Source organism: Azospirillum brasilense, from assembly GCF_007827815.1.
Taxonomy (GTDB): domain Bacteria; phylum Pseudomonadota; class Alphaproteobacteria; order Azospirillales; family Azospirillaceae; genus Azospirillum; species Azospirillum brasilense_C.
Map to the genome: position 1 here is coordinate 83,966 of NZ_VITH01000005.1, position 14,974 is coordinate 98,939.

16 protein-coding genes are annotated in these 14,974 nt (G+C 69.1%); 9 read left to right on the plus strand and 7 right to left on the minus strand.

All coding sequences use genetic code 11. The annotated features are described in order from the left end of the window. Nucleotides 1–61: 61 nt before the first annotated feature. Nucleotides 62–265: a hypothetical protein gene (locus FBZ83_RS11575; RefSeq protein ID WP_014239027.1), complete on the plus strand. Its 204-nt coding sequence runs from the start codon at nucleotides 62–64 to the stop codon at nucleotides 263–265. A gap of 130 nt (nucleotides 266–395) precedes the next feature. On the opposite strand, the gene FBZ83_RS11580 is transcribed toward FBZ83_RS11575, so the two are convergent. Further along, complete coding sequence (locus FBZ83_RS11580) at nucleotides 396–899, minus strand: hypothetical protein (RefSeq protein WP_145682678.1); 504 nt, start codon at nucleotides 897–899, stop codon at nucleotides 396–398. Nucleotides 900–1,006: 107 nt separating this feature from the next. On the opposite strand from FBZ83_RS11580, the gene FBZ83_RS11585 reads away from it, so the two are divergent. After that, nucleotides 1,007–1,909 carry a DUF1848 domain-containing protein gene (locus FBZ83_RS11585; protein ID WP_145682680.1) on the plus strand — a complete coding sequence of 301 codons (903 nt, stop codon included), beginning with the start codon at nucleotides 1,007–1,009 and terminating at the stop codon, nucleotides 1,907–1,909. A gap of 309 nt (nucleotides 1,910–2,218) precedes the next feature. After that, entirely contained in the window at nucleotides 2,219–3,688 is a 1,470-nt protein-coding gene (locus FBZ83_RS11590) for a methyl-accepting chemotaxis protein (RefSeq protein WP_186466065.1), read from the plus strand. Nucleotides 3,689–3,702: 14 nt separating this feature from the next. Here FBZ83_RS11590 and FBZ83_RS11595 read toward each other — a convergent pair whose 3' ends face one another. The 3 genes from FBZ83_RS11595 to hrcA all read right to left on the minus strand — a co-directional run bounded on the left by FBZ83_RS11595 (nucleotide 3,703) and on the right by hrcA (nucleotide 6,059). Next, nucleotides 3,703–4,068: a response regulator gene (locus FBZ83_RS11595; protein WP_145682684.1), complete on the minus strand. Its 366-nt coding sequence runs from the start codon at nucleotides 4,066–4,068 to the stop codon at nucleotides 3,703–3,705. A 247-nt stretch (nucleotides 4,069–4,315) separates the two neighbouring features. Next, nucleotides 4,316–4,939, minus strand: coding sequence for a nucleotide exchange factor GrpE (gene grpE / locus FBZ83_RS11600; protein ID WP_145682686.1), 624 nt, complete (start codon nucleotides 4,937–4,939; stop codon nucleotides 4,316–4,318). A gap of 79 nt (nucleotides 4,940–5,018) precedes the next feature. After that, on the minus strand, nucleotides 5,019–6,059 hold the full coding sequence (hrcA, locus tag FBZ83_RS11605) for a heat-inducible transcriptional repressor HrcA (RefSeq protein WP_014239022.1): 1,041 nt from the start codon (nucleotides 6,057–6,059) through the stop codon (nucleotides 5,019–5,021). Nucleotides 6,060–6,222: 163 nt separating this feature from the next. On the opposite strand from hrcA, the gene rph reads away from it, so the two are divergent. From rph to FBZ83_RS11630, 5 genes are all read left to right on the plus strand, one after another. Next, nucleotides 6,223–6,942 (plus strand): ribonuclease PH, encoded by a 720-nt coding sequence (rph, locus tag FBZ83_RS11610; protein ID WP_035670630.1) that lies wholly within the window; start codon nucleotides 6,223–6,225, stop codon nucleotides 6,940–6,942. 143 nt (nucleotides 6,943–7,085) lie between these two features. Then, nucleotides 7,086–7,688, plus strand: coding sequence for an RdgB/HAM1 family non-canonical purine NTP pyrophosphatase (gene rdgB / locus FBZ83_RS11615; protein ID WP_145682689.1), 603 nt, complete (start codon nucleotides 7,086–7,088; stop codon nucleotides 7,686–7,688). Next, nucleotides 7,676–8,842, plus strand: coding sequence for a radical SAM family heme chaperone HemW (gene hemW / locus FBZ83_RS11620; RefSeq protein ID WP_145682691.1), 1,167 nt, complete (start codon nucleotides 7,676–7,678; stop codon nucleotides 8,840–8,842). The genes rdgB and hemW overlap by 13 nt, the downstream gene beginning before the upstream one ends. A gap of 188 nt (nucleotides 8,843–9,030) precedes the next feature. Further along, nucleotides 9,031–10,722, plus strand: coding sequence for a methyl-accepting chemotaxis protein (locus FBZ83_RS11625; RefSeq protein ID WP_145682694.1), 1,692 nt, complete (start codon nucleotides 9,031–9,033; stop codon nucleotides 10,720–10,722). A 33-nt stretch (nucleotides 10,723–10,755) separates the two neighbouring features. Then, nucleotides 10,756–11,262 (plus strand): dihydrofolate reductase, encoded by a 507-nt coding sequence (locus FBZ83_RS11630; protein ID WP_145682696.1) that lies wholly within the window; start codon nucleotides 10,756–10,758, stop codon nucleotides 11,260–11,262. A gap of 4 nt (nucleotides 11,263–11,266) precedes the next feature. Here FBZ83_RS11630 and FBZ83_RS11635 read toward each other — a convergent pair whose 3' ends face one another. Then, nucleotides 11,267–12,118: a helix-turn-helix transcriptional regulator gene (locus tag FBZ83_RS11635; RefSeq protein ID WP_247888270.1), complete on the minus strand. Its 852-nt coding sequence runs from the start codon at nucleotides 12,116–12,118 to the stop codon at nucleotides 11,267–11,269. Between the two features lie 83 nt (nucleotides 12,119–12,201). On the opposite strand from FBZ83_RS11635, the gene FBZ83_RS11640 reads away from it, so the two are divergent. Further along, the gene (locus FBZ83_RS11640; protein ID WP_145682698.1) at nucleotides 12,202–13,095 is read left to right on the plus strand and encodes an SDR family oxidoreductase; all 894 of its coding nucleotides are present in this window, start codon (nucleotides 12,202–12,204) and stop codon (nucleotides 13,093–13,095) included. Nucleotides 13,096–13,125: 30 nt separating this feature from the next. Here the strand turns inward: FBZ83_RS11640 and gshB are convergent, their stop codons facing one another. Then, nucleotides 13,126–14,094, minus strand: a complete 969-nt coding sequence (gene gshB, locus FBZ83_RS11645; protein ID WP_145682700.1) for a glutathione synthase — start codon at nucleotides 14,092–14,094, stop codon at nucleotides 13,126–13,128. Between the two features lie 35 nt (nucleotides 14,095–14,129). After that, nucleotides 14,130–14,963: a SirB1 family protein gene (locus tag FBZ83_RS11650; protein WP_145676212.1), complete on the minus strand. Its 834-nt coding sequence runs from the start codon at nucleotides 14,961–14,963 to the stop codon at nucleotides 14,130–14,132. Between the last annotated feature and the right edge of the window lie 11 nt (nucleotides 14,964–14,974).

Consider the following 14,974-nt stretch of genomic DNA (forward strand, 5'->3'; position numbering starts at 1 on the left):
GCGCTCGCAGGCATGGCTTTCCGAAGCGGGACCGTGTGCAGCATTCCATAGGGGGATCAAGATGATGGATGAACGGCGCGACATGGCTCTGGCCATCAAGTCCTGCCTCGACAGCCTTATGGACGACGCGACGAAGTGCGACCTGGACGATCTGGCGCGCTTCATCAGCCTGGCCGCCCTGGCGGCGGAGGAGGCGGCCATGGCCTTCGATCCGAAGGCGGCGCAGTTGAAGGCCCTGATGTCCGGCGGCGCCGGCCACTGCTGACCACCGGAAGAACCGGACCGGGAAAAGACCTGCAACGGCAAAGGAACCGGACCGGCAAATGAGCCGGAAAAGAAAAAAGCCGCCCTCGACGGGGCGGCTTTCCTGTGTGCGGAGCGTGTCCCGCCGAGCCTTACAGAATCTCCGCCGCGCGGATCGCCCCGTCGAGCAGGGCCAGCGTGTCGGCGCAGGACTCGTCGCCGTCCATGACCATGGGCAGGCGGTAGCTGAACATGGCCGCCGCGGCCTTGCCGTCGCGCTCCGCCCCGACCAGCCACAGGTAATGGGCGTCGGTGCCGCCGTCCTCCTCGGTCATCATCACCGCCTGGGCGAGCACGCCGTCGTCGCCCCAGGGCTCGACGATCCGATCGCTGGCCCGCGGGTCGTCGGGACGCACGAAGCGCAGCGCCATCTCGCGCAGCACCGCCACCGCACCGTCCGGCCCGTCCTTGGGCGCCACCCGGTCGGTGACCAGCCGCAGCACGCCCCCCGCCGGGGCCGGCGGGTGGAAGGCCGCCACGGCGTGGCCCTCGTGCTCCTCGACCTCCGGGCGCCAACCGTCCGGCAGCCGGAACCGCACCACCCCTTCCCATTCCACGCTGTGGCCCAAACCTTGGCCGTCCTGTGCGCCCGTCACGGCATCCTCCGCTGATCCTGTGCCCCTGATCCTGTGCCGGCACTTTAGGCCGAAGCGCCGGCGAATCCAGCCTTGATCGCAGTCCGCCGAGCCACCATGGTTCGGCGATGATCATTTCCGCCAGCTACAAGACGGACATCCCCGCCTTCTACGGGCGCTGGTTCCTGAACCGGCTGGAGGCCGGATACTGCCGCATGGTCAACCCCTACGGCGGCCAAACCCACCGCATCGGCCTGACCCGCGCGGAGGTCGAGGGCTTCGTCTTCTGGACCAAGAATCTCGGACCCTTCCTGCCGGCGCTGGAGGAGGTGTCGGAACGCGGTTTTCCCTTCGTCGTCCAGTACAGCGTCACCGGCCTGCCCGCCGCGCTGGAGCGCTCCGTCCCCGACGCGGAGCGCGCGGTGGAGCACATGGCCCGGCTGCGCGACCGCTGGGGGCCGCGCGCCGCCGTCTGGCGCTATGACCCCATCGTGACGGCAGACGCAACGCCGCCGTCCTGGCACCGCGAGACCTTCGCCCGGCTGGCCGGGCGGATGCGCGGCCTGACCGACGAGGTGGTGGTGTCCTTCCTCCAGCCCTACCGCAAGACGGCGCGCAACCTCGACGCCGCCGGCGTGCCCTGGCACGACCCGGACGCGGAGGAGAAGCGCACCCTGCTGGCCGACTTCGCCGGCATCGCCGCCGAACACGGCATGGCGCTGACGCTGTGCACCCAGCCGGAGCTGGCCGGCGTCGCCGGCACGGCGCCGGCCCGCTGCATCGACGCGCAGCGGCTGTCCGACGTCGTCGGGCAGGCCATCGGCGCCCGGACGAAGGGCAACCGGCCGGGCTGCCTGTGCGCGGAAAGCCGCGACATCGGGGAGTACGACACCTGCCCGCACGGCTGCGTCTACTGCTACGCCGTCGCCAACCGCGCCACCGCGCAACGGCGCTTTGCCGCCCACGACCCGGCGGGCGAGTTCCTCTTTCCACGAGCGCCGGGCGGGAACAGCGGCTCGATCACGGAATAGGCCGACGCACCCACCGCCTATGGCGAAAGGGATCGGCGTCGCCTTTCCCGTGCCGTTTCTCCTATTTAAAGAATAAGGTGATGTCATATCTCGACTATCCTTAAAATATGTAGGGACAATCGAGCCGTTTATGCCAAAAAATGTTTCTCATATGACGCGTCTTATGGCCGAAAAGAGTTTCTTTGGTAATGAAATTTTTTAAATCTTGGGTAATAATTTTAATGTTATTTTTTCCGACCTGTGGACTTCCACTTTTACTGTGTCAATATGCCCCATCAATGAAAACCATGGGGTCTGGCCATGCTCGGCATGCTTCGGAAAGATTACAAGATTATTAACAAGACAACGGCGCTGGACACTGTTCGCGCCAATATTATGATTGCTGATAATGATCTGAAGATCACTTACATCAATCCATCCGTCGCTTCCTTTCTTCGCGAAGCCGAAGCAGACCTGCGCAAGGAATTGCCGAACTTCAACGTCGACACGTTGGTCGGCAGCAAGATCGACGTCTTCCACAAGAACCCGGTCCATCAGCAGCGCATGCTGGGCGCTCTGACGCGCCCGCACAACGCCACCATCCGGGTCGGCGCTCACCAGTTCGACCTGTTGGTCTCCCCGCTGATGAAGGACGGGCAGCGCATCGGCTTCGTCGTGGAGTGGGCCGACGCCAAGGAGCGCCTTCTGAACCTTGACTACGCCGCCCAGGTCGCGGCCATCCACCGCTCCCAGGCGGTCATCGAGTTCGACACCGACGGCACCGTCAGGACCGCCAACGAAAACTTCCTGACGGCGTTCGGTTTCCATCTGGACGAGATCAAGGGCAAGCATCACAGCCTGTTCATCGACGCCGAGCACAAGGCGAGCGCGGAATACAACGCCTTCTGGGACGACCTGCGGCGCGGCACGTACCGGTCGGGCCAATACCGCCGGATCGGCAAGCAAGGAAAGGTGGTCTGGATCGAGGGATCCTACAACCCGATCTTCGATGAACACGGCAAGGTGGTGAAGATCGTCAAGTTCGCTACCGACATCACCAACCAGATGAACCTGCTGCGGGATCTCAAGGTTCTCCTCGACCAGAATTTCGGCGAGATCGACCAGGCGATGGCGCAGTCGTCGTCCGAGGTGCGGTCCGCGGCGCTCGCCGCCGAGCAGACCTCGGCCAACGTGCAGACGGTCGCCGCCAGCGCCGAGGAACTGGCCGCCTCCATCGCCGAAATCTCGCAGAGCATGGCGAATTCGCGCACCGCCGCCGACAGCGTCTACGACAAGGCGAATGCGGTCGGCGCCAACGCCGGACGCCTCACCGACGCCGCCCAGTCGATGAACAGCATCGTCGGGCTGATCCAGAACATCGCCAGCCAGATCAACCTCCTGGCGCTGAACGCCACCATCGAGGCGGCGCGTGCCGGCGAGGCGGGCAAGGGCTTCGCCGTCGTGGCGTCGGAGGTCAAGAACCTCGCCAACCAGGCGGCCAAGGCCACCGAGCAGATCACCCGCGAGATCGATCTGATCCAGACGACCTCCGCCGAGGTGGCCGGAGCGCTGGACGGCATCCGCGGGGGCATCGAGACCGTGCGCTCCTTCGTCACCGCCACCGCCTCCGCCGTCGAGGAACAGAACAGCGTGACCCAGAGCGTGTCCGGCAACATGCAGAGCGCCGCGACCTCCGTGCAGACGGCCTCCGCCAACATCGCCGGCATCTCCACCGCGGTGTCCCAGATGGCCCAGGCGGTCGAGCGGACGCGCAGCGCCGCCGTCGTGCTGGTGCGGTGACCCCCGGGTGCTGGTCAGGGGCAGACCTTCTTCACGGTCTCGACCAGCTTGTCCGGGTTGAAGGGCTTGACCAGCCAGCCGGTGGCCCCGGCCTCGCGGCCGGCGGTCTTCTTGGCGGGATCCGCCTCGGTGGTCAGCAGCAGGACGGGGGTGGCGCGGTTGAGCGCGCTGCCGCGGATGGCCCGGGTCAGGGCCAGACCGTCCATGCCCGGCATGTTCAGATCGGTGATGATGCAGTCGAACTTCTGCCGGTTGACCTCCGCCAGACCGGCGGTGCCGTCCACCGCCTCGGTGACGCCATAGCCGGCGTTGCGCAGCGTGAAGGCGACCATGTCGCGGATGGTCTTGGAATCGTCGACGGTCAGGATGGTCTTGGCCACGGGTCCGGTTCCCTGAATGAGCGGGCGCCCCGAACGGACAATTCACCGGGCGCCGCGAGGATCCCCGACGCGAACCGGGGTTGCGATGCGAATAGGCGAAGGTCCCGCCCGGCGCAAGCCCTTCGGTGAGCGGGGGACCGCGCGCATCCCTGCCCCCTTGAGGACGATGGGACGAAAAAAAGCGGCGCAACGGACCATGCCGCCGCGCCGCCGCAAGAGACGTGCCGCCTGCCGTTCCGAAGAACGGTCAGGCTTTGGTATCGACGTGCTGGCCGCCCAGGTCGTGAGGACCGGCCTTGGCGACGCCCACCATGGCTTCGCGCAGCAGGCGGCCGTGGATGGTGTAGCCGGGCTGGAGCACCTGCACGACGGTGCCGGCGGGCTTGCCGGTGTTGTCGATCTCGAACATCACCTGATGGAAGTTCGGGTCGAACAGCTCGCCGGTCGGGTCGATCTTCTTGATGCCCGCGCGCTCGAAGGCGGAGATGAGCTGGCGCTCCGTCGCCTCGACGCCGACGGAGAGGCTTTTCAGCACATCGTCGTTCTCGCGGCCCTCGGCGGGGACGGCCTCCAGCGCGCGGCGCAGGTTGTCGGCCACCGTCACCAGCTCCTTGGCGAAGCTCGACACGGCGAACTTGCTGGCGTCCTCGCGGTCGCGCTGGGCGCGGCGGCGGGTGTTCTCCACCTCGGCCATCTGGCGCAGCAGCTGGTCCTTCAGGCTGGCGACCTCGGCCTCAAGCTGGGCCACGCGATCCCCGGCGCCGGCGTCCGTGGCCTTGTCCTGGGCGGCCTTCTCCTGGGCGGCCTTGTCCTGGACGGCTTCGGTCTGCTCCACCTCGGTTTCGGCGGGCTTGTTCTGCTCTTCGCTCATGGCTCTCTCGTTGTCGTCTTGGGTCGTCGTCTGATGGGGGATGGGTGAAGCGTTGCCAAGGTCGTCACACGACAGGGCGTCACCCGACAAGGCGGCTGATGACCTTGGCTGTATAATCCACAAGCGGGATGATCCGGGCATAATTGATGCGGGTCGGGCCGATCACGCCGATGGCGCCGATCACCTGCTCGCGGCTGTTCTGGAACGGCGAGATGATCAGCGAACAGCCGGAATGGCCGAACAGCACGTTCTCCGCGCCGATGAAGATCTGCACCCCGTCGCCCTTGCCGGTGGCGTCGAGCAGGCGCAGCATGGTCTCCTTGGTCTCCAGCGCCTCGAACAGAGCGCGCACGCGCTCCAGGTCCGACAGGGCGGTGACGTCCTCCAGCAGCTTCGCCTGACCGCGCACGATGAGCTGGCCGCTGCTCTGCCCGCCGCTGCCCGCCCAGGTGGCGAGACCGGCGGAGACCACGCGCTGCGACAATTCGTCCAGCTCGGTCTTCTGGTCCTCGATCTCGCGCAGCACGGCCTGACGCGCCTCGTCCAGCGTGCGGCCGACCAGCTTGGCGCTGAGGAAGTTGGAGACCATCTGCAGCGTCGCGGCGGGCACGCCGACCGGAACCTCGATGACGCGGTTCTCGACCAGCCCGTCCTCGTTGACCAGAACGACCAGCGCCCGGCCGGGGGCCAGCGAGACGAACTCGATGTGCTTCAGCGGCCGGTCGGTCTTCGGCGCCACCACCAGCCCGGCGCAGTGCGACAGGCCCGACAGCAGGGTGGAGGCCTCGCCCAGCACGTCCTGCAGCGACCGCCCGGAGGAGGCGCATTTCGCCTCGATGGAGCCGCGCTCGTCCTCGCTCAGGCTGCCGATCTCCAGCAGGCCGTTGACGAACAGGCGCAGACCCGCCTCGGTCGGGATGCGGCCGGCGGAGGTGTGGGGGGCGTAGAGCAACCCCTGCTCCTCCAGGTCGGCCATGACGTTGCGGATGGTCGCGGGCGACAGGGCCATGCCGAGCCTCCGCGAGATCGTGCGCGAGCCCACCGGCTCGCCGGTCGCCACATAGGCGTCGACGATCAGCCGGAAGATCTCGCGGGACCGTTGGTTCAGCTCGGTGATCATGGTGGGGCGGGGACCGGACGGTGCGGGTGGGTTGCGAAAGGGGCGTCCCGAATTTAGGCAGGTGTCCCCGCCGAATCAACGTGCGCCCCGGTTGCGCGCTGGACGGCGGGGGCGGCGGACGCTAGCTTGCCGCCGATTTCAACAGATTCGCGGATCATGCCCGATGCGTCCCTCCGGCCGCGCCCACGACCAGTTGCGCACCATTTCCCTTGAGCCCCATTTCAGCAAGCACGCCGAGGGGTCCTGCCTGGTGCGGTTCGGCGACACGCACGTCCTGTGCACCGCCAGCGTGGACGAGGGCGTTCCCCGCTTCCTGAAGAACACCGGCCTCGGCTGGGTCACCGCCGAATACGGCATGCTGCCGCGCTCCACCCACAGCCGCACCGACCGCGAGGCCGCCAAGGGCAAGCAGTCGGGCCGCACCCAGGAGATCCAGCGCCTGATCGGCCGCGCGCTGCGCGCCGTCACCGACCGCGCCGCCATGGGCGAGAAGCAGATCAAGATCGACTGCGACGTCATCCAGGCCGACGGCGGCACCCGCACCGCCGCCATCACCGGCAGCTTCGTCGCCCTGCATCTGGCCTTCCAGCATCTGATGCAGATCGGCGCGCTCAAGACCATGCCGCTGACCGACCATGTGGCCGCCGTCTCCTGCGGCATCTACAAGAACACCAGCGTGCTGGACCTCGACTACGCCGAGGATTCGACGGCGCAGGCCGACGCCAACTTCGTGCTGACCGGCCAGGGCGGCATCGTCGAGGTGCAGGGCACCGCCGAGGAGCGCCCCTTCAGCGAGCCGCAGTTCATGGAACTGCTGGCGCTCGCCCGCAAGGGCATCGATGAGCTGGTGGCCTTGCAGAAGGCGGCGATCGCGGTGAAGTAAAGGCGCGGCTGCGCATTGCCCCCACCCTCCCGCTTCGCGGGCACCCTCCCCCGCCGCCGGCGGTGGAGGGGAACAGGCCCCCTCTCCCGCGAAGCGGGGGAGGGTCGGGGTGGGGGCAACAGTCCACATCGAAGGAACTCCCCATGACCACGCCTCCCCGCCGCTTCACGGGCGGCACGCTGGTGATCGCCAGCCACAACAAGGGCAAGGTCCGCGAGATCGCGGCGCTGCTCGGCCCCTACGCCGCCTCCTTTGTGTCCGCGGGCGAGCTTGGCCTGCCGGAGCCGGAGGAGACGGGCACCACCTTCATTGCGAACGCCGAGCTGAAGGCCCTGGCCGCCGCCAAGGCGGGGCATGTCGCGCTGGCCGACGACAGCGGGATGGTGGTGCCGGCGCTGAACGGCGACCCCGGCATCTACTCCGCCCGCTGGGCCGGTCCGGACAAGGACTTCCAGATGGCCATGGGCAAGGTCGAGGACGGGCTTAAGGGCCAGAGCGACCGCCGCGCCTGGTTCGTCTGCGCCCTGTCGCTCGCCTGGCCGGACGGCCATGTCGAGACGGTCGAGGGCCGCTGCCCCGGCACGCTGGTCTGGCCGCCGCGCGGCGCGCATGGTTTCGGTTACGATCCGATGTTCAAGCCGGACGGTTACGACATCACCTTCGGCGAGATGGACCCGGCCCGGAAGCATGAGATGAGCCACCGGGCCGACGCCTTCCGCCAGCTTGTGGAGCGATGCTTCAAGTGAAACCCGATCCGGGCTTCGGGATCTACATCCACTGGCCCTTCTGCAAGGCGAAGTGCCCGTACTGCGACTTCAACAGCCACGTCCGCGACCGGGTCGAGCATGACCGCTGGCGCGCCGCGCTGGTGCGGGAGCTGGATCATTACGCGGACGCAACGCCCGGCCGCCGGGTCACCTCGGTCTTCTTCGGGGGCGGCACGCCGTCGCTGATGGAGCCGACGACGGTCGGCGCCGTGCTGGAGCGCATCGCCGCCCGCTGGACGGTGGGCGACGACCTGGAAGTGTCGCTGGAGGCCAACCCGACTTCGGTCGAGGCGGACAAGTTCCGCGCCTTCCACGCCGCCGGGGTCAATCGGCTGTCGATGGGCATCCAGGCGCTGGACGACGCCGCGCTGAAGTTCCTCGGCCGCCAGCACAGCGCGGCCGAGGCGACCGGCGCCATCGCGCTGGCCGCCCGGACCTTCCCCCGCTTCAGCTTCGACCTGATCTACGCCCGCCCCGGCCAATCCGTCGCGGCCTGGGAGGCGGAGCTGACCCAAGCGCTCGACCACGCGGTCGGCCACCTGTCGGTCTACCAGCTGACCATCGAGGAGGGCACGGCCTTCTTCCCTCTGCACGCGCGGGGCGATCTGGTGCTGCCGGACGAGGATCTGGCCGGCGACCTCTACGAGGCGACGCAGAGCCTGCTCGACCGCGCCGGGCTGCCCGCCTACGAGATCTCCAACCACGCCCGCCCCGGCGAGGAGAGCCGCCACAACCTGACCTACTGGCGCTATGGCGATTACGTCGGCGTCGGTCCCGGCGCCCACGGCCGGCTGACGCTGGACGGCGAGAAAGTCGCCACCCGCGCCCACCGCGCCCCGGAAATCTGGCTGGAGCGGGTGGAGCGCGACGGCCATGGCGCCGCCGCGCCCGAGCCGGTCGCCCGCGAGTCGCGTGGGTCGGAGCTGCTGATGATGGGGCTGCGCCTGCGCGAGGGGGTGGCCCGCGCCCGGCTGGTCGAGGAGACCGGCCGCGATCTCGACGGGCTGGTCGATCCAGCCGCGCTGGAGCGTCTGGTGGCCGGCGGTTTCCTGGAGGTCGGCAAGGACACGTTGCGCGCCACGCACGAGGGGCGGCAGCGGTTGAACGCCGTTCTGGGGGCTCTTCTGGCCTGACCGCAGGAATACCCGGAAACGTGGTGTGACAAAGGCGCCCAGTCCCCGGCGCGCCCCGTATTTTTATACATCCGTTTATAAGTTTCCTGTGACTGTCGATCATTCTTGGAGTCTCGGCAAAGACAAGGGCAAACAACCGCCGCTTGCCGAGACGCGGGACAGGGCAGACAGTTTCAGGCAGACATCCCATGACCCTCACGAAGCTTTCCATCCGGGCCAAGCTGTGGGCGCTCGTCGTCGCGGCTTCGGTCGCATCCTTCGCCATCGCTGGCGCCGGCCTTTATCTCAATTACAGCCGAATGCACGCCGACCGGCTCGACACGCTGCACAGCATCGTGGAAACCGGGGTCACCCTGGCCGCCACGCTGGAGGCGGACGCGGCAGCCGGCAAGATCACCCGCGAGGAGGCGCAGGCGCGCTTCAAGGCCGCGGTGGCCGGCATTCGCTACGCCGGCGGCAAGGAGTATCTCTTTGCCCACACGATGGACGGCTACGGCTTCGCCCACGTCAACGCCAAGCTGATCGGCGCCGACGTCAAGCCGCTGAAGTCGGCCAACGGCGTCCACATGATCGTGGAGTTCATCCGCATGGTCCGCGCCACCGGCGACGGCCTGCTGGAATACGACTGGCCGCGCACGGTCGGCGGCAACGATCTGGCGGTGAAGCTGGGCTATGTCCGCGGCTTCGAGCCGTGGAACATCTTCATCGGCACCGGCATCTTCATCGACGACATCCGCGCCGCCTTTCTGGACCAGCTCCGGACTCTGGCCTTCGTCATCCTGGCGCTGGCGGTGCCGGCCGTCGGCCTGATCGCCTGGGTCGGCACCGACATCAGCCGGGTGCTGCGCGGGCTGGGCGCCAAGATGCGCTCGCTGGCCGACGGCGACCTGTCCACCCGCTTTCCGGAGGCGGAGCGCGGCGACGAGATCGGCGCCATGGCCAAGGCCGTGCTGGTCTTCCAGACCAACGCCCGCGACAAGCAGCGGCTGGAGGCCGAACAGGCCGCCTCGGCCCAGCGCGCCGAGGAGGAGAAGCGCCGCGCCATGCTGGCGCTGGCCGCCAGCTTCGAGCAGAGCATCGGCGCCGTTGTCCGCACCGTCTCCGACGCGGCGGCGACGATGGAGGAGCGGGCGGCCGAGATGAGTCGCGCCGCCGCCCAGACCGACGAGCTGGCGACCTCGGTCGCCGCGGCGACGGAGCAGACCTCCGCCAACGTGCAGACCGTGGCGGCGGCGTCGGAGGAGCTGGCCGGCTCGATCCAGGAGATCAGCCGTCAGGTCGCCGAGTCGTCGCGCATCGCGGGTGAGGCGGTGACCCTCAGCGGACGGGCCAACGGCAAGGTCGGCGGGCTGGCCGAGGCGGTGCAGAAGATCGGCGCGGTCGTCCAGCTCATCAACGACATCGCCAGCCAGACCAACCTGCTGGCGCTCAACGCCACCATCGAGGCGGCCCGCGCCGGCGAGGCCGGCAAGGGCTTCGCCGTGGTGGCGAGCGAGGTCAAGGCGCTGGCCAACCAGACCGCCAAGGCCACCGAGGAGATCGCCGCCCAGGTCGCCAACATCCAGACGGTGACCGGAGACGCGGTCGGCGAGATCCAGGGCGTGACCCAGGTGATCCTGCGGGTGAACGAGATCGCCACCTCCATCGCCTCCGCGGTCGAGGAGCAGGGGGCGGCGACCCGCGAGATCAGCCGCAACGTCCAGGAAGCGGCGGGCGGCACGCAGGAGGTGTCGGCCAACATCACCGGCGTCACCGGTGCGGCGACCCGGAGCGGCGCCACCGCCCGCGACGTGTTGGAGATGTCGCGCCAGCTCGGCCACCAGCTCGACACGCTGCACCGGGAGGTCGGGGGCTTCCTCCAGCAGCTCCGCGCGGCGTAAGGTGGGGTGAACGGGACGGGAAAAGGGGTTGGGATGCGCATCAGTCTGGTGGTGGCCGCCGCGCGCAACGGCGTGATCGGCCGCGACGGCACCCTGCCCTGGTCCCTGCCCGGCGACCTGAAGCGCTTCCGGGAGCTGACGACGGGCAAGCCGGTCCTGATGGGCCGGCGCACCTGGGAGTCCCTCCCCCGCAAGCCCCTGCCCGGCCGCGACAACCTCGTGGTCAGCCGCAGCGTCCCACCGGGCGAGCGGGACGGGGCGCGCTGGTTCGGCGGCCTCGACGCGGCGCTGGACTGGTGCCGCGGCCGTGGCGTCCCGGAGGTCGGGGTGATCGGCGGCGCCGAACTGTTCCGCGAGACCCTGCCGCTCGCCGACCTCGTCCATCTGACCCGCGTCGAACAGGATGTGGAGGGCGACACCGTCATGCCGCCGCTGGGGCCGGAGTGGGTGGAGACGGAGCGCGGTCCGCTGCTGACCGAGAACGGGCTGGATTACCGGTACGTCGATTTCCGGCGCGCCGCGTCCGCCGCCGGCCCGTGACGGGTCAGGCCAGCAGCGCCCGCACCCGCTCGGCGTCGTCCGGGGTTGCCGGGTTGTAGACGAGCATCGTCAGGTCCGGCCGCCCGTCCACGGCGAAGGCCGAATATTCCAGCTCCAGCGTGCCCAGCGTGGGGTGGCGCAGGCGTTTGACGCCCTCCCCGAAATGGCTCACGTCGTTCGCGGTCCACAGGGCGGCGAATTCCGGACTCTGGCGCGACAGATCCTCGACCAGAACCTTCACAGCGTCGTCGGCGCCGGCGCGCGCCGCATCGGCGCGGAAGGCGCCGACGACGAAGCGCGCCACGCCCTCCCAATCGAACTGGGCGGCCCGCACGCGCGGGTCGCAGAAGATCAGCCGCAAAATGTTGCGCCGGGCCGCCGGAAGGGCGCCGTAGTCGGTCAGCACCGCGGCGGCGGCGCGGTTCCAGGCGACGACGTCCCAGGTCGCCGTCTTGATCAGGGCAGGGCTGGGGTTCAGCGCGTCGAGCACCCGCTGCAGGCGCGGCGTGACCGCCTCACCCACCGGATGGCGCAACGTCGGCAAGCGGTTGAGGCCGAGGAGGAAAAGATGCTCGCGCTCGGCGTCGGTGAGCATCAGGGCGCGGGCGATGCGCTCCAGCACGTCGGCGGACGGCGCTCCGCCGCGCCCCTGCTCCAGCCAGGTGTACCAGGTGGTGCTGATGTTGGCGCGCTGGGCCACCTCCTCGCGGCGCAGGCCGCGGGTGCGCCGGCGCTCCGCCGAAAAGCCGAAGGCCGCGGGATCGAGCTTCGCCCGGCGGTCCTTCAGATAGGCGCCCAGCCGGCTTTCCCCCGATCCGCTCTCCACCATGGCGTTCCGGCCCGTCCTGTTGGTCATTATACCCCGATAACGTCACGACTTTACCAGGATAAGCCCCCGGCGGACAGTGGCCTTGCGACCCTGATCGGAAGAGGTTTCCCATGCGTGTCTTCGTCACCGGCGCCACCGGCTTCGTCGGTTCGGCCATCGTCCAGGAGCTGCTCGCCAACGGGCACCGGGTCCTCGGCCTCGCCCGCTCCGACGCGGCGGCGACGTCCCTCGCCGCGGCCGGGGCGGAGGTCCATCGCGGCTCCCTCGACGATTTGGAGAGCCTGCGCGCCGGCGTGTCCGCGGCCGACGGCGTGATCCACACCGCCTTCAATCATGATTTTTCGCGCTTCGCCGACAATTGCCGGGAGGATTATCAGGCGATCCTCGCGATGGGCGAGGCGCTGGAGGGCAGCGACCGTCCTCTGCTGGTGACGGCGGGCGCGGTCGTGGCCGCGCGCGGCCCGGTGGCGGTGGAGAGCGATCCGCACCGGCCGCCCTCCGACGCCCTGCCCCGCCGCACCGAACTCGCCGCTGGGGAACTGGCCGCCCGCGGCGTCCGGGTCGGCGTCGTGCGTCTGCCGCCCTCGACCCACGGCGTGGGCGACCATGGCTTCACACGCATCCTGCACGACATTGCCCGCCGGACCGGCGTCTCGGCCTTCATCGGCGACGGCGGGAACCGCTGGCCGGCGGTGCACCGCCGGGACGCGGCGCGGCTGTACCGGCTGGCCCTGGAGGCCGGCGCGCAGGGCGGCCCGTTCCACGCCATCGCCGAGGAGGGGGTGCCGCTGCGCCGCGTCGCCGAGGCCATCGGCGCGCGGCTTGGCCTGCCCGTGGTGTCGAAGACGCCGGACGAGGCGGCCGCCCATTTCGGGTGGTTCGCCTTCTTCGCCGGCGTCGATTGCCCGACCTCCAGCGCCCACACCCGCGCCCTGCTGGGATGGGAGCCGCGCGAGACCGGCCTCGTCGCCGACCTCGGCCAGCCCGGCTATTTCACCGAGTGACCGGCCGGCGGGGGGCGGGGGCTTCGACCCTCAGGCCCCCTTGGTCTCGCCCTTGTTCTCGTGATGGCGGCGCTCGATGGCGTCCCACAGGGTGGCCTCCAGCGCCGACCCGTCGAGCCGGTTGATCTCCTGAATGCCGGTGGGCGAGGTCACGTTGATCTCGGTCATGTAGTCGCCGATCACGTCGATCCCGACGAAGACCAGACCCTTCGCGCGCAGCACCGGGCCGATGGCCTTGCAGATCTCCTGCTCGCGCGCGGTCAGCTCCGTCTTCTTGGCGCTGCCGCCGGCGTGGAAGTTGGCGCGGGCCTCGCCCTCCTGGGGCATGCGGCTGACGGCGCCGGCGGGCTCGCCGTCGATCAGGATGATGCGCTTGTCGCCCTGGCGGATCTCCGGCAGGTACTTCTGCACGATCACAGGCTCGCGGTAGAGCTGGGTGAACAGCTCCAGCAGCGAGCCGAGATTCTCGTCGTCCGGCTTCAGGTGGAAGACGCCGGCCCCGCCGTTGCCGAACAGCGGCTTGACGATGATGTCCTTGTGCTGCGCCCGGAAGTCCAGGACCGCCTGCTTGTCGCTGGTGATCAGCGTCGGCGGCATCAGGTCGGGGAAATGGGTGACGAACAGCTTCTCCGGCGCGTTGCGCACCTCCGCCGGGTCGTTCAGCACCAGCACCTTGGGCTGGATGTGCTCCAGCATGTGGGTGGCGGTGATGTAGGCCATGTCGAAGGGCGGGTCCTGGCGCATCAGCACCACGTCCATGGTCGACAGGTCGACGATCCGCGGCTCGCCCAGCGTGTAGTGGGCGCCCTTCTTGCGGACCACGGTCATTTCGCGAACGCGGGCGGTCAGGACGTTGCCGGTCAGGCTGAGGTCGCACGGGTGGTAATGGTAGAGCGTGTGACCGCGCTTCTGCGCCTCAAGCGCCATCATGAAGCTCGAGTCGGTGTCGATGTTGATGGACTCGATGGGGTCCATCTGGAAGGCGACGGCGAGGCTCATCCTGCGGGTCTCCGAAACGGGCTTTTGAAATGGGGTCAGTTCAGTTGGTTCTTGAGCTGCTGGATCAGCGCTGCGACCTGATGGCGGTGCCGTTCGCTGGCGGTCAGCTCCAGGAAGGTTTCCAGCGCGGCGATGGCGGCGGCGAGGTTGCCGTTGTGGGCCTCCAGAAGGCCGGTCTCCCGCCACAGCGACGCCTCGGCCGGGGCGAACAGCCGCATCGCCTCCAGCACCTCCAGCGCGCGCGGCACGTCGCGGGCGGTCAGGTGGCGCAGCTTGATGTTGTTCTGAAGCCGCAGCAGGATCTCGCGGTTGGACACCGTCTGGTAATGGCCGGGCTCCAGCTCCGCGGCGCTGCCGGCGGTGGCCTTCAGCAGGTCGCGCAGGTCCACGGCGGTGCGCACCTGCCCCTCGTTGAAGGGGTCGAGGATGGCGCGGGCGCCGTCGGCCTCCAGCCGCACCAGGAAATGGCCGGGGAAGTTCAGACCCAGCATCGTCCAGCCCTGCGAGCGGGCGGCGTGCAGATACAGGATGCCCAGCGCCACCGGCAGGCCGCGGCGGCGGTCGATGACGCGGAGCAGGTTGGCGTTCTGCAGGTCGTCGTAGGTGTCCTGGTCGCCGGCGTAGCCGTGCCGCTCCACGATGACCTCGTGCAGCCAGGAAATGCGGGCCTCCAGCCCGTCGAGGGTGGGCGAGACGCGCTCCGCCAGATCGTGGGCGATGTCGGCGAGGTGACGGCGGTAGTCGGCCAGCGCGGCGCCCGGCACCTCCAGCGCGCCCAGCGCCAGGGCGGCTTCGGCCAGATCGATCTGCTCGTCCGGCTGCTGCCCCACGCGGCGCAGGATGTCACGGGCCTCGGCGCGGCTGGTCACGGGCGGCGTCC